The organism is Aeromonas sp. Y311-2 (assembly GCF_027706025.1).
Taxonomy (GTDB): Bacteria; Pseudomonadota; Gammaproteobacteria; order Enterobacterales; family Aeromonadaceae; genus Aeromonas; species Aeromonas veronii.
Window position 1 is genome coordinate 28,484 of record NZ_JAPDCL010000016.1, and the last position, 13,496, is coordinate 41,979.

At 61.9% G+C, this 13,496-nt stretch carries 11 protein-coding genes and 1 tRNA gene; all 12 read left to right on the plus strand.

Features of this window, described 5'->3' with window-relative positions; genetic code table 11:
* Positions 1-2: 2 nt before the first annotated feature.
* Complete coding sequence (locus tag OKC42_RS15140; RefSeq protein WP_270803723.1) at positions 3-824, plus strand: transporter substrate-binding domain-containing protein; 822 nt, start codon at positions 3-5, stop codon at positions 822-824.
* Positions 824-1,729, plus strand: a complete 906-nt coding sequence (locus OKC42_RS15145; protein ID WP_270803724.1) for an amino acid ABC transporter permease — start codon at positions 824-826, stop codon at positions 1,727-1,729. The genes OKC42_RS15140 and OKC42_RS15145 overlap by 1 nt, the downstream gene beginning before the upstream one ends.
* On the plus strand, positions 1,723-2,460 hold the full coding sequence (gene mepA, locus OKC42_RS15150) for a penicillin-insensitive murein endopeptidase (protein WP_005359850.1): 738 nt from the start codon (positions 1,723-1,725) through the stop codon (positions 2,458-2,460). Before OKC42_RS15145 ends, mepA begins: the two co-directional genes overlap by 7 nt.
* A gap of 85 nt (positions 2,461-2,545) precedes the next feature.
* Positions 2,546-3,136 (plus strand): LemA family protein, encoded by a 591-nt coding sequence (locus tag OKC42_RS15155; protein ID WP_270803725.1) that lies wholly within the window; start codon positions 2,546-2,548, stop codon positions 3,134-3,136.
* Complete coding sequence (locus OKC42_RS15160; RefSeq protein WP_270803726.1) at positions 3,133-3,858, plus strand: TPM domain-containing protein; 726 nt, start codon at positions 3,133-3,135, stop codon at positions 3,856-3,858. Before OKC42_RS15155 ends, OKC42_RS15160 begins: the two co-directional genes overlap by 4 nt.
* 20 nt (positions 3,859-3,878) lie before the next feature.
* On the plus strand, positions 3,879-4,496 hold the full coding sequence (locus tag OKC42_RS15165; RefSeq protein WP_058058422.1) for a TPM domain-containing protein: 618 nt from the start codon (positions 3,879-3,881) through the stop codon (positions 4,494-4,496).
* A gap of 145 nt (positions 4,497-4,641) precedes the next feature.
* Positions 4,642-4,729: transfer RNA gene (locus OKC42_RS15170), tRNA-Ser, on the plus strand.
* Positions 4,730-5,111: 382 nt separating this feature from the next.
* Positions 5,112-5,870 (plus strand): flagellar motor protein, encoded by a 759-nt coding sequence (locus tag OKC42_RS15175; protein WP_005351127.1) that lies wholly within the window; start codon positions 5,112-5,114, stop codon positions 5,868-5,870.
* A complete protein-coding gene (locus tag OKC42_RS15180; RefSeq protein WP_270803727.1) occupies positions 5,845-6,723 on the plus strand; it encodes a flagellar motor protein MotB in 879 nt (292 codons plus the stop codon). Before OKC42_RS15175 ends, OKC42_RS15180 begins: the two co-directional genes overlap by 26 nt.
* Positions 6,724-6,887: 164 nt before the next feature.
* A complete protein-coding gene (locus tag OKC42_RS15185; protein WP_270803728.1) occupies positions 6,888-9,026 on the plus strand; it encodes a TonB-dependent hemoglobin/transferrin/lactoferrin family receptor in 2,139 nt (712 codons plus the stop codon).
* On the plus strand, positions 9,026-11,032 hold the full coding sequence (locus OKC42_RS15190; protein ID WP_270803729.1) for a prolyl oligopeptidase family serine peptidase: 2,007 nt from the start codon (positions 9,026-9,028) through the stop codon (positions 11,030-11,032). The genes OKC42_RS15185 and OKC42_RS15190 overlap by 1 nt, the downstream gene beginning before the upstream one ends.
* Positions 11,029-13,476, plus strand: a complete 2,448-nt coding sequence (locus OKC42_RS15195; protein ID WP_270803730.1) for a proprotein convertase P-domain-containing protein — start codon at positions 11,029-11,031, stop codon at positions 13,474-13,476. The genes OKC42_RS15190 and OKC42_RS15195 overlap by 4 nt, the downstream gene beginning before the upstream one ends.
* Positions 13,477-13,496: the final 20 nt, after the last annotated feature.

Sequence of the window (13,496 nt, forward strand, 5' to 3'; positions counted from 1 at the left end):
CCATGAATCTGTCATTCAAGACCACCCTGTCGGGCGCTGCCCTGCTACTGACAAGCCTGCTCACTCCGGCACTGGCACAAACTGCCCCCTCCGACACCCAGGCACAGATCGAGCAGAGCGGTACCCTGCGGGTCGGCATGTCCACCTTCGCCCCCTGGGCGATACGCGACAAGCAGGGGGCCCTGATCGGTTTCGAGATTGACGTGGCCCGTCGCCTCGCCACAGATAACGGCTGGCAGGTAGAGTTCGTGCCTACCGCCTGGGATGGCATCATCCCCTCCCTGCTGGCGAAAAAATATGACGTCATCATCGGCGGCCTCACCATCACCCCCGAGCGGGAGAAGAGCGTGCGCTTCACCCAAGCCTACTCCCATTCGGGGGTGCAGCTGGCCGCCTCCAGCACGCTGGCCAAAGAGAAGAAAACCGTGGCGGACTTCAACCAGCGCGGGGTGATCCTGGCGGTACGTCGTGGCGCCTCACCGGTACAGGTGGCAAAAGAACACTTCCCCAAGGCCACCCTGCGCCAGTTTGATGACGAGTCACAGGTATTTCAGGAGGTGCTGAACGGCCGCGCTCACGGCGCCCTCTCCTCTTCCCCGAAACCCGAGCAAGAGGCGCTGCGCCACCCGGATGCCCTCTTTATGCCGTTTGCCGAGCCGTTGGCACAAGGCGATGAAGGCTTTGCCCTGCGCAAGGGGGATGATGCCCTGGCTGAACAGTTCAACGAGTGGATCGCCGCCCGTCAGGCCGATGGCTGGCTCAAGGCGCGCCATGACTACTGGTTCAAGTCGCTGGCGTGGGAAGCGCAGGTCGCCAACCCCTGATGCTGATTGCTCTAAAAGAGACCATCCGGCGCATCGTCCGTGGGGCATGTCGGAACATCAACTGGCTGGATGGGGCGATCGCCCTGATCCTGCTGCTGGCTGGCCTCTGGCTGACCAGCCGCTTGCACATCGGGGTAGCCTATCAGTGGCGCTGGCATGAGGCCTTCGATCTGCTGTTCACCCCTGGCCCTCACGGCGAGTTGCCCTACTTTTTCAGCGGTCTGCTCACCACCTTGCGCATCGCCCTGCTCGGCATGGTGCTGGCGCTGCTGCTCGGCACTGCGCTGGGGGTAGCCGCCTTCAGCCGCCGCCCCTGGCTGGTGATGCCCGCGACCCTGTTTATCCAGCTGATCCGCAATCTGCCGCCGCTGGTCTTTATCTTCATCTTCTACTTCTTTATCGCCAACCAGCTGCTGCCTGCGAGCGGCCTCTCACGCTGGCTCGGCACCGTATCACTCTCCCCGTGGCAAGAGGCGCTGTTTGGCCCACCTGCCCGCTGGGAAAACCTCATCTCAGGCACCCTCTGCGTTGGCATAATCAGCGCAGCCTTCGTCGCCGAGATCGTCCGCGCCGGGCTGGCCGCCATCCCCCGTGGCCAGTGGGAGGCGGCTCAGAGCCTCGGGCTCTCTCCCTGGGTGCGGCTGCGCCATGTGATCCTGCCGCAGGCCATGCTGCTGATGCTCCCCCCCCTCACCGGCCAGCTCATTGCGCTGGTGAAGGATACCGCCATTGTTTCCCTTATCTCGGTGCAGGAGCTCACCTTCGTCGGCACCGAGATGGCCAACTCCAGCGGACTGGTCTACGAGATCTGGCTGCTGGTGGCCGCAGCCTATTTATCTATATGTTTGAGTCTGTTCGTATTGCTGAGCCGACTCGAAGCAAGACAAGGAGCACGCACATGCTGACGTCCCTGTTGCTGGCGACCGTATTGCAGGCAGAAGCCATCGGCGGTTATGCCGCCGGTTGCCTGAAAAACGGCGTATCCCTGCCCCTTGAAGGGCCGGGTTATCAGGTGATCCGCACCAAGCGGCTGCGCTACTACGGCCACCCCGACCTCATCCACTATCTGCAAGCGCTGGCCAACCAGACCCGCATGGCCGGGCTGCCGGATCTCTACATCGCCGATCTGGCGATGGCCCGTGGCGGCCCCTTTACCTCCGGCCATCGCAGCCATCAGACCGGACTTGATGCCGATATCTGGTTTCGCATGGCCAACCGCCCCATCAGCAAATGGGAGCAGGATGCCCCCAAGGAGTGGGCGCTGATCGACGAACCCAGCTACAAGATGTTGCCGGGTCGCTTTGGCCCCCAGCAGCTCACCCTGCTGCGGCTGGCGGCCAGCAAACCCGAGGTGGCCCGCATCTTCGTCAATCCGGTGATCAAATCCGCGGTCTGCCAACAGGCTGGTAACGAACCCTGGGTCGCCAAGCTGCGCCCCTGGGTGGGCCACTTCAGCCACTTCCACGTGCGGCTGCGCTGCCCGGTGGGCAGCCCCGATTGTGAACCTCAGGCCCCCATTCCGCCCGGCAATGGCTGTGGGGAAGAGCTGGCATCCTGGCTCAAAGACAAGCCCCAGCTGCCCAAGGTCTCCGGCATCAACAAGCGACCTGAACTACCTGCTCGTTGTGGCAACTGACCCCAAGCTGGTATGGTGGTGCACGCTTGGTCGTACACCATCCATGGCGCACTATCGACTCGAAATACCAAAGGAGAACAACAAGATGGCCACATCACTCTGGCGCAGAATCACGCAGAGCCTGTTGACCCTGACCCTGCTGCTCGGCCTGACCGGCTGCGGCATGAACAACATTCCGACCCTGGATGAGCAGGTCAAGGCGAGCTGGGGACAGGTTGAGAACCAGTATCAGCGCCGTGCCGACCTCATTCCCAATCTGGTCGCCACCGTCAAGGGCTACGCCAGCCATGAGCAGGAGACCCTCAAAGCGGTCACCGATGCCCGTGCCCGGGTCGGCAGCGTGCAGGTGAGCGATCCTGCCCAGCTCAAGGAGTTTGAAGCGGCGCAGAACCAGCTCTCCAGCGCCCTCTCCCGCCTGATGGTGGTGGTAGAGCGCTACCCCGAGCTGAAAGCGGATCAGCAGTTCCTTGCCCTGCAGGCCCAACTGGAAGGAACCGAGAACCGCATCTCGGTGGCACGCCGCGACTATATCGAGGCGGTGCGCCAGTTCAATACCGAGATCCGCACTTTCCCCGGCGTTATCTGGTCCAAGCTGCTCTACTCGGATCTGGAAGCCAAACCCAGTTTCAGTGCCAAACCCGGTGCCGATGAGGCGCCCAAGGTCAGCTTCCAATGAAGATGATGCTGCGCTGGTTTCTTCCCTGTCTGCTGCTCTGGGCCAGTGCCCTGCAAGCGGCACCCGACTTCCCGACGCTGAGCGGACGGGTGGTGGATGAAGCCAGTCTGATGTCCCGCAAACAGGCCCATCAACTGACCCAGCAACTGGCGGCCTTTGAAAAACGCAGCGGCATCCAGCTGGTGGTGGTCTCTGTCGACAGCCTCGATGGGGAGACTATCGAGGAGTACGGCTACCAGCTCGGTCGCCACTGGGGGATCGGCCAGAAAGACAAAAACAATGGCGTGCTGTTGCTGATCGCCCAGGATGAGCGCAAGGTGCGGATCGAGGTAGGCTATGGATTGGAAGGCGCCCTGCCCGACGCCATCGCCGCCAACATCATCCATGGCCGCATCCTGCCCGCCTTCAAGCGCGGCGATATGGTGGCCGGGATCATGGCGGGCAGCCAGAGCATCATGAAGGCACTCGCCGGAGAATATCAGCCGGTCGAGCAGCCAAAGAGTGACAAGGGTGGCGGCCCCTGGCTGTTTATTCTGGTGGTGATTGCGATGATCGTGCTCCACAACCTGCGCGGCGGTGGTGGCGGTGGGCCGGGAGGACGACGTCGGTCGACCTACATGGCCGGTGGATTGGGTGCCGGCTCCTTTGGTGGTCGCTCCGGCGGCGGATTCAGCGGTGGCGGCGGCAGTTTTGGCGGCGGCGGAGCCTCCGGTGGCTGGTAACAGGAGTAAAGAGACAAATCATGATTTCTAAACAGTTCTTCCACACGCTTCAGGCAAAGGTGCGCGAAGCGGAGCTAGAGACTGATGCTGAACTGGTCACCGTGCTGGCCCCGGCCAGCGATGGCTATCGCTACATTCCCACCCTCTGGGCGGCGCTGCTGGCGATGCTCACCCCGCTGCTGGTGTTCCAGCTCGGCTTCTGGCTAGGCTGGTACGAAATCCTGCTGGTGCAGTGGTCGGTCTGGCTGCTGCTGAGCCTGCTGTTCCACTGGACCCCCATCAAGATGCGGCTCATCCCGAAGAAGGTTCGCCAGCACCGGGCGGCCCTGATGGCTCGCCTGCAATTTGTCGAGCAAGGGCTGCACCGCACCCGCGACCGGCTCGGGGTGCTGATCTTCGTCTCGGCCGCCGAGCACTATGTAGAAATACTGGTGGATGATGGCATCGCCCAGCATATCGACAACGGCCAGTGGCAGGAGATCATCGACGACTTCGTGGCGCGAGTGCGCAACAGGGAGATCGAACAGGGTTTTCTGGAGTGCGTGGAGCGCGTTAGCGCCATTCTGACCGATGCCTTCCCGGCCACCCGGGATCAAAACGAGCTGCCGGACAGTCTGATCATTCTCGACAAGCCCTGATCCGGTTTAAAAAACCGGCATTCTGCGCAAGGGTTAGGCATTCGGAAAAGATTATGAAAAATAAGGGGAAAAGTGGTTGACCCACACAGCCCTTTCCCCTAAATTACGCCCCGTTCCAGCGCAACAGCGCAGCGAACGAAAATTTGGTGAGGTGTCCGAGTGGCTGAAGGAGCACGCCTGGAAAGTGTGTATACGGCAACGTATCGAGGGTTCGAATCCCTCCCTCACCGCCAAATTTAAAAAAACCGACCTCAGGGTCGGTTTTTTGCTTTCCGGCAAACACCTATGCCGACAAGTGAGCCAGAGCCACGCAGCGGCGGATCATCCACGCACTCATCCCCCGGTTTGAAAAGCCCTGATGGAACATCACTGCTTTTCGTATTGCCAGCTCCCGCCCCTTACCTTGCTTTTGTGATTGCCCCACCCAACAAGCGCTCCTTCCTGTCACAACAGGAGCAACAAGATGATTGCAATGCCATCTTATGGCCGCAACACGCCTTCTTTTATGGACGTTACCCAGCGCCCATTAATTGCTCAGCGATTGGATTTCATTTTGAAAAACTGATACTTAAGTAGCTACACTAGCCATTATCAACATGCAGGGACGTGTAAAAAATGAGCTTGATTGGCTTGGTACTGGCGTTGATCGCCATCCTTGGCGGCAACATGATCGAGGGTGGTCATCCCAGTGCACTGCTCGATCTGCCCGCATTTCTTATCGTGATAGGTGGCACCATAGGTGCTGCGCTGACCCAGTTCCCTTTCTCCGTCGTCGGCAGCACCATGAGGCGTTTCAAATGGCTGCTCTCTCCCCTCAAACTCGACCTGCTGGAACAGGCCCAGTTGCTGGAGACCCTGGCAGGCAACGCCCGCCGCAGCGGTATGCTGGCGCTGGAAGGGATGATCGAGGAGATCAAGGATCCCTTCCTGAAGAAAGGGGTGCAGATGATGGTCGATGGCTACGAGAAGGCCAAAATCCATGAGGTGCTGGAGAACGAGATCGAATTTGAACAGGAAGATCTCGAACAGACGGTCAAATTCTATGAAGCCATGGGCGGCTACTGCCCGACCATGGGGATCGTCGGCGCGGTATTTGGCCTGATCCACGCCATGGGTCTGCTGGATGCCCCCGACAAGCTGGGCGGCGCCATCGCGGTGGCCTTTATCGCCACCATCTACGGGGTATCCGCAGCCAACCTGATCTTCTTGCCGTTCGGCAACCGCTACAAAGGGTTCGCCCACCAGATCCGCCACTACAAGGAGATGACCCTGACCGGCATTCTCTGCATCGTGGATGGCGAATCCCAAGCGCGCCTGCAAGTTACCCTCGAACCTTATCTGGGAGGTCATGGTGGCCAAAAAGAAAAAGGCTGAAGCACCGGAGAACCACGAACGCTGGCTGGTCTCCTATGCCGACTTCATGACCCTGCTGTTCGCCCTGTTTGTGGTGCTCTACTCCTTTGCCATGGCAAAGCAGTCCGAAACCCGGGTGCTTATCCAGGGCTTTATCGAGTCGCTGGGTAAAATCGGCCTCATCTCCCCGCCTGCCGGCTCACCCCTGATGCAGGGGGGCACAGGGATTCTCGAGCCAGAATCAAAAACTACGCCGAGCAGCCCGAAAGAGGAGACTGTGCTGGAGAAAGATGCCCCCATGGCGGCATCGGACCCCTTCAACGAGACCATAGGTGCCTCGGAAAAACCGAGCGCCACCGAAGCCTGGCCCCACAAGACCCGGGAGCAGGAGTGGGTGCAGGTGACCAAGCAGAAGCTGGAGCAGCAGCTAAAGGCCCAGATTGAATCGAAGGATCTGGAGGTCGAGCAGCTTGGCAGTCAGCTGGTGATCCGCATCGGCGAGAAGGCGCTGTTTCCCGCCGATTCGGCGTTCCTGCAGCCCCAGTTCATCCCGCTGGTCAACAAGATCGCCGGCATTTTGGCCAACATCCCGGGGGAGGTAGTGGTCACCGGTCATACCGACAACTCCCAAGCGCCGGTGGAGCTCTATCGCAACAACTGGGAGCTCTCGGTGCTGCGGGCCTCCTCCATCGTGCAGACCATGCTGACCAACCCCCAGCTCGATGCCAGACGAGTCATCGCTCAGGGTGTGGCCGACACCCAACCCCGCTTTGCCAATGACACCCCCGAACATCGCCAGGCGAACCGCCGGGTCGATATCACCCTCTCCCAAGGCAAGGCCGCAGAAGAGTCGCTGCAACTGCTCAAGCCCTGATCCCCTCCGCTCCCGCTTCGCGCGGGAGCCTCTTTTTTAAAAACAAATAACTCAATAATATCAACACCATAAGATCTTAATGATAATGATTGCCATTTATTGTCAAGTGGTCAGGCCTCTGCAATAATGCCGCCCCTCAGGCTTAAATAAAAACAATTATCATTATGAACAAACTGCTTCAGGCATGGCCGGCACTCCTGTGTGCCTCCGCTGGCGCGGCCGATCTTCCCCCTGTGGAGAAGGCTCGCAGCGACGACACCATCATTGTCACCGGGCAACGGGTACAACAGAAACTCTCCGATGTTTCCGGCTCCATTACCGTCATCACCCAGGAAGAGCTGGACCGTCAGGTCGCCAGCGAGCTGACTCATGTGTTTCGCAAGATCCCCGGTGTCTCGGTCACCGGCTCTGCCGGGCGACCGCAAAACATCAGCGTGCGCGGCATCGGTGGCAACCGTATCCTGCTGATCAAGGATGGGGTGCGCGTCAGCGACGGCTTTGGCGCCGACAACATCAATGACAAGGTGGGTCGCTTCAACTTCGACCTTGATGACATCAAGCAGATTGAGGTGGCCAAGGGGGCCGGCTCCTCTCTGCATGGCTCCGATGCCATCGGCGGCACCGTGGTGATGAATACCAAGCAGCCGGAAGATTATCTGCAACAGCAAGATAGCTATCTGGCGGCCAAAACCCTCTACGGTGGCGACAGCAACAAGAAGAAGCTCAGCATGACCGGCGCGGTGCGGGCACTGGAGAGCGAACATCTGTTGCGCCTCTCCGGCTGGCGTGGCAACGAAACCGCCAACTTTGAGGAGAATCGCATTCCGGCGGATCTGGATGGCATGAGCGCCTCCACCAGCAGCCGCCTCCCCCTCAATGCCCATCACGCTCTGCGGCTGGAGCTGGACTACTACGAGGATCACGCCAAACGCCAGATGGGGCCCAAAGCGGTGCCCCAACCCGATGGCAGCTGGGACGTGGTCGGTTTTCAGGAAGATGGCGATCAGCGCACCCAGGGCGGCAAGTTCAGCTGGGAGGCCAACGATCTGGGCATGATCGATACCCTCAACTGGAGCTTGTTTGGCAACCAGTCACGCAACGAAGCCAACCAGCGCCAGTTGCTGCGCAACGATGCCCTGAGCGGCTATCCCAGATATCGCAGCCAGCGCACCCTCTCCACCTTCGAGGAGCTGCGCCTTGGCAGTGAGCTGGAGCTGCAGAGCAAGCTGAGCACCGGCTCGCTGGATCACACCTTCAGCTACGGTGTGGAAGTGGAGCAGGCCAACCACGAGCGGCCGGTCAGCAATCTGACCCTGGAAGATGGCATCACCACCCAGGGACAGAAAGCCCCCTTCAGCAAGGCCGAGACCCGCCGCGATGGTATCTGGCTGAGCGATGTGATCGATCTGGGCAACTGGCAGTTTACCCCGACCCTGCGCTTTGACCGCCAGCGCCTGCGCGCACCGGACAGCAATCTGGCCGAGAACCACAGCGACCACATCTCCCCCAGTGTGGCGGCCAGTTACCGCTTCAACGAGACATGGCGCAGCTGGCTCAGCTATGCCAACGGCTTCCGCGCCCCCGCTTACGATCAGGTTTACGGCAACATTCCTCACTACTTTGCCATGCCGCCGTTCGAGATCATTGCCAACCCCAACCTCAAGGAGGAGACCAGCCACAGTCTGGAGTGGGGAGTGAATGGCCAAAGCGACAACTGGAGCGTCAAACCGGCCGTTTTCTACAACCGCTACTACAACTTCATCGACTGGCGCCAGACCGGTTTTCGCCTCGATGACGGTGTCTTCCTGCGCCAATATCGCAACGTTGCCAAAGCAGAAACCTGGGGCGCCGAGCTGGCCGCCAGCCTCTGGGTGAGCGACGAGTGGGAGCTTTCGACCAATCTGGCCTGGATGGATGGCAAGGATCACCGCGGTGAGCCGCTGCGCACCCAGACACCGCTGGAAGGCAACACCACCCTGCGCTGGCAACAGCTCGACTGGGGGGTTGAGCTCAGTGGCAACTATGCCGCAGCCATGACCAAGGTGCCCCAGTGCGCCAATGCGCAGACTGGCTACAACGGTGCCTGCCAGAGCAGCGCAGGCTGGTTCAGCCTGGACCTCACCGGCGACTGGCAGATCACCGAAGCGCTCAAGGTCAATGCCACCATCGGCAACCTGCTCGATACCCGCTATGCCCGCTATCAGGATGTAGCCGGACTCCCGGCTGGTAGTGACACCTCTCTCTACAGCCAGAGCGGCCGCTACCTGTCAGCCAGCCTCAGCTATCGTTTCGTGGGGATGTGATGAAACATCATGCAATCATGGCGGCCCTGTTGACCGCCCCGTTGGCGTGGGCGCAAGAGGCCACACCTCCGCCAATTGAGTCCCACCCCCACCTGATTTCAGGCAATCCCGCACGCCAGGATCCCTACTTCTGGTTGCGGGACGAGAGCCGCAGCAACCCGGCCATACTCGCCCTGCTCAAGCAGCAAAATCGCTGGAGCGAGCAGCAACTCGCCGCGCAGCAGCCGCTGGAGGCAACCTTACGCGCCGAATTTACCCGCCATCCGGCGGGGGAATCTGTGCCAGAGAACTGGCTTGTGCGCGGCGATCAGGCATGGCTGCTGCGCCCGGATGGCTCACTCTGGCAACGCCACGGGGGCAAGGTGCAACAACGACTTCCCGCTAGAGCGGGTGAGGGCTACTACGACGCGGGCGGCTGGGCCCTGAGCCCGGATAACCGCACACTGGCCATCGCCGAAGACAGGCGCGGCGATCTCGACTATCAGGTCACCCTGCTCGATCTCCAGAGCGGCAAGGCGCTGGCCAGTTTGGCGCAGCGCAGCGCTGATCTCGCCTGGTCACAAGATGGTCGCACCCTCTACACCATCGCCAACGAGCGCTACACCCTACGCCCCTGGCAGCTGCGCGGCTGGCAGGATGGCCAGGAGCAGATTCTCTATGAGGAGCAGGATCCCGCCTGGCTGCTCAGCCTCTATCGCACCACGGATGGCCAGCATCTGGTGTTGCAGGGCAACAACCACGACAGCTCGGAGCAGTACCTGCTCGACTCGGACAAGCCGCAGCAGATCAAACCCCGCCAGCGCGGGGTGGAATACTATCTGGACAGCCAGTCTGGCTGGGTGATCAAGAGCAACCGGGAGGGGTCGTTTGCCCTCTACTCAGCCAGCACGCCGCTCGGTGAGTGGCAGCGCCTGTGGCCCGCCAAAGAGGAGGATCTCGGCGATCCCGAGAAGTGGCGACTGTTTGATCGCCATCTGGTGGTGCAGTTTCGCCAGCAGGGGGAGGATTGGCTCGCCCTGCTCGACCGCAACGGCCATGAACGCCAGCGCCTGCCGCTGGCCAGTGGCGCCGGTACCGGCTGGCTGCAAGGAGAACATGACCCGGCCAGCGACCGCATTCTGGTGCGTAGTCAGGGCTTGAGCCAGCCCCCCGGCCAGCGCTGGCTGGATTTGACCAGCGGCCACTGGATCAACGACCAGCACACCGCAGGCAATAAAGCATTGCCCTATCAGAGCGAGCGGCGCTGGATCACCTCTGCCGATGGCACCCGGGTGCCTGTCTCGCTGGTGTGGCGCAAAGATCTGGCCCCTCGCGCTGTACTGCTCTATGGCTATGGCGCCTATGGCACGCCGATGCGTCCCTACTACCAGAAAGAACTGTTAAGCCTGCTGGATCGGGGCTTTGTCTACGCCATCGCCCATGTGCGCGGCGGCGGCATGCTGGGGGAGCAGTGGACCCGCGACGGACGGGGCATCCACAAGCAGAACGGCATCAGCGACTTTATCGCTGCCGGTCAAGCCCTGCGCCACTGGTCGCCCGACTCAGCTCCCCTGCCCCTGTTTGCCATGGGGGGCAGCGCGGGGGGCACCCTGGTTGCTGCGGCCCTCAACCAGCAACCGACACTCTTTAGCGGCGCCGTGTTGCAGGTTCCCTTCGTCGATATGCTCGGCACCATGAGCGATCCTGCCCTCCCCTTGACCCGTCAGGAGTACCAGGAGTGGGGCAATCCGGCCAAGCCCGCAGAGTATCAGGCGATGCGCCGCATCAGCCCCTACGACAACCTGCACCGCGCCCCCTACCCGCCCCTGCTGGTCACTACCGCCCTGCACGACAGCCAGGTGCCCTACTGGGAGCCGGTCAAGTGGCTGGCCCGCCTGCGGGAGCACAGCACGGGCTCCGGCCCCTACCTGCTGCTGACCGAACTGGAGGGAGGCCACCGCGCCGGTGGTGGCGATCGGGCTCGTGAATTTGCCTTCTTGTTGCATCTGGCGGGGATCAATCAATGACCCTGCCGCTGATTGGGAGTACCACTATGAAACCCCTGTTGCCCGCCCTCTTGCTGGGGCTGGCTGGCTTTTCCACTCAGGCCGCCGAACTGCGTTTTGTCGAACAGGACGCCCCGGCCGATACCCGCCTCTGGCTCGAACAGCAGCTCGGCGTCACCCTGAGTGATGCCCCGGCCTATCAGCGCCAAGGCAAGCTGGGCCACTATCTGCATTATCGCCAGCAGCTCAATGGCACACCGATCGCCGGCCTGATGGCCGCCGTCAGTCTCGATGAGCAGGGTCGCCCGTGGCGCCTTTATCACAATACCCGGCTGATGCAGGCACAGGCGGCTCCATGTGATGAGGCAAGCCGCGCCGGGGTGGATGCCTATACCGCCACGCTGGATGGTACGGTGTGGCAATTCGCTGGCAGTGACGAAGCCCAGCCCTGGTACTGGCAGGATGGCGACACACTGACTGCGGCCTGGCGTCTGCTGGCGGTGGAAAGCCAGCCGGGCAACAGCAAAAGCAGCCACTGGCAACTGTTTGTCACCTGCGATGGCAGCGCCCTGCTGGGGCGCACGCTGCAAGAGGCCAACAGCCGTGCCGAAGCGGCCCCGCTGGCAGGGGAAGCGGCCACGGTGCAGGCCCGCATCTTTGCCCTCGACCCACGCACCCAGCTGCAAGATGGCAATTTGCTGTGGCGCCACGATCTGGTACTGGACAACGGGGCCTATCGCACCGTCCCGCTCACGGTACAAAAGGTGGATGACACCTACCAGCTGAGTGGCCCACGCGCCCGGGTCGTGGATGGCACGGCGCCGGAAACTGCCCCCTTTAGCAGCCCTGATGCCGATGGCTTCCAGCTGGATCACCAGCAGCCCGCCTTCCTCGATATCAATGGCTACTACCATCTGGATCTGGCCCAGCGCCATGTGGAATCCCTTGGCTACCCAACGCTGATGGGCGGCCCCCTGGCCATCGATACCGATGCCGGGGAGCAGGACAACTCTCTCTATGACCCCTTCCTGCGCCGGTTGGAAATTGGCCGGATAGGGGTACCCGATGCGGAAGATCCCATGGTGATCTGGCACGAGTTTGGCCATGCGGTGCAGCACCATATCCTGCCCGACATGGGAGAAGAGGGTGACTGGGGCGCCATCGGCGAGGGCTTTAGCGACTATCTGGCCGCCAGCTGGCGCCAGCGCAGTCCAGAGGCTCGCCAGTTCGAGCCTTTCATGGTCTTCAACTGGGACGCCAGGATCAGCGGCCGGACGCCCCGTCAGCTCGATGATCTGCGGGCGCGCTATCATCCGGGCTTCCTCTATCCGGCTCACCTCACCATCAACGGCAGCAACGGCGACCAGCTGTGGGGCACCCCGCTCTTCACCGCGCTGCGCCAGGCCGTTGAACAATATGGCGAGGTAGCCCGTGACGAGTTCGATACCCTGCTGATTGAATCCCACTTCGGCCTCGGCCCGCAGGTGCGGATGCCCCAGCTGGCGCGGGTCACCGTGGATACCGCCAACCGCCTCTATCCGGACCGCAGCTATGGCAAGCTGCTGGAGCAGGCCTTCCGCCACCACGCCCTGCTGCCCACTCCCATCGCGGCCCGTCTTGCCGATGACAGCTACCTGCTGCCCGGGGAGAAAAAGAGCCTCGCCATCGAATTGACCAACCAGAGCGGCCGCCCCCTGACCGTGGCTGACGCCAGCCTGCTCCCTAGCAAGGGGCTCATGGGTGACGGTCACTGGCAGGGAGAGCTCAACGCCGATGGCACCGCCCGCTGGACCCTGCCGCTGGAAGCAGCGAGCAACCTGACCTGTGGCGAGGCAGTCACCTTGCCGCTGCAGTTCCAGCTCACCCTGCCCAGCCCCACCGAGCGCCAGACCCGCCTTGACCTGCAACTGCCGATCGGTGAACCGCTCTGGCAGCGGGCCATCGGCCAGGGTGGCCAGATCAAGGATGCGGTGAGCGATGAACGGCACGGCCTGTCCCGCTTCACTCTCACCCTGCCCGAGAGCAAGGCCCGTATCGACAGCGGATTCGTGGTCGCCCTCGATCTGGAGCACAGCAAACTGGAGCAGCTGGAGATCTGGCTCACCTCCCCTTACGGCACCCGGATCAGCCTGTGGAACAAGGGTTACGCCAGCCATACCCGGCTCAAGGGGGAGTTCCCCCGTGAACTGGTACCGTTCGAATCACTCGATAAGCTGCACGGCGAACCTCTCGCTGGCCGCTGGCTGCTGGAGATCAACGACACCATCGCCGGTGACACCGGTCAGTTGCGCAGCTGGCGGGTCGCCCAGCAAGTCGGCGCCCGCTGCGACAAGGATGAAGCCCTGCCCAACACCGGCATCATTCCCCTTGAGCAGGATGAAGGGGGTGGCGGCACGACTTCCCCCCTGCTGCTGTTGCTGGCCCTCTGGCCCCGCCTCTGGCGCCGGAGCACCCCGCGCCGCTGAATTCTGCACCACGGGGGTTA

Bases quoted from the DNA above. Each gene is read 5' to 3' on its own strand.
- OKC42_RS15175 (WP_005351127.1), top strand. From the start codon at position 5,112: ATGAGCTTGATTGGCTTGGTACTGGCGTTGATCGCCATCCTTGGCGGC.
- OKC42_RS15140 (WP_270803723.1), top strand. From the start codon at position 3: ATGAATCTGTCATTCAAGACCACCCTGTCGGGCGCTGCCCTGCTACTG.
- OKC42_RS15190 (WP_270803729.1), top strand. From the start codon at position 9,026: ATGAAACATCATGCAATCATGGCGGCCCTGTTGACCGCCCCGTTGGCG.
- OKC42_RS15185 (WP_270803728.1), top strand. From the start codon at position 6,888: ATGAACAAACTGCTTCAGGCATGGCCGGCACTCCTGTGTGCCTCCGCT.
- OKC42_RS15160 (WP_270803726.1), top strand. From the start codon at position 3,133: ATGAAGATGATGCTGCGCTGGTTTCTTCCCTGTCTGCTGCTCTGGGCC.
- OKC42_RS15195 (WP_270803730.1), top strand. From the start codon at position 11,029: ATGACCCTGCCGCTGATTGGGAGTACCACTATGAAACCCCTGTTGCCC.
- OKC42_RS15145 (WP_270803724.1), top strand. From the start codon at position 824: ATGCTGATTGCTCTAAAAGAGACCATCCGGCGCATCGTCCGTGGGGCA.
- mepA (WP_005359850.1), top strand. From the start codon at position 1,723: ATGCTGACGTCCCTGTTGCTGGCGACCGTATTGCAGGCAGAAGCCATC.
- OKC42_RS15180 (WP_270803727.1), top strand. From the start codon at position 5,845: ATGGTGGCCAAAAAGAAAAAGGCTGAAGCACCGGAGAACCACGAACGC.
- OKC42_RS15165 (WP_058058422.1), top strand. From the start codon at position 3,879: ATGATTTCTAAACAGTTCTTCCACACGCTTCAGGCAAAGGTGCGCGAA.
- OKC42_RS15155 (WP_270803725.1), top strand. From the start codon at position 2,546: ATGGCCACATCACTCTGGCGCAGAATCACGCAGAGCCTGTTGACCCTG.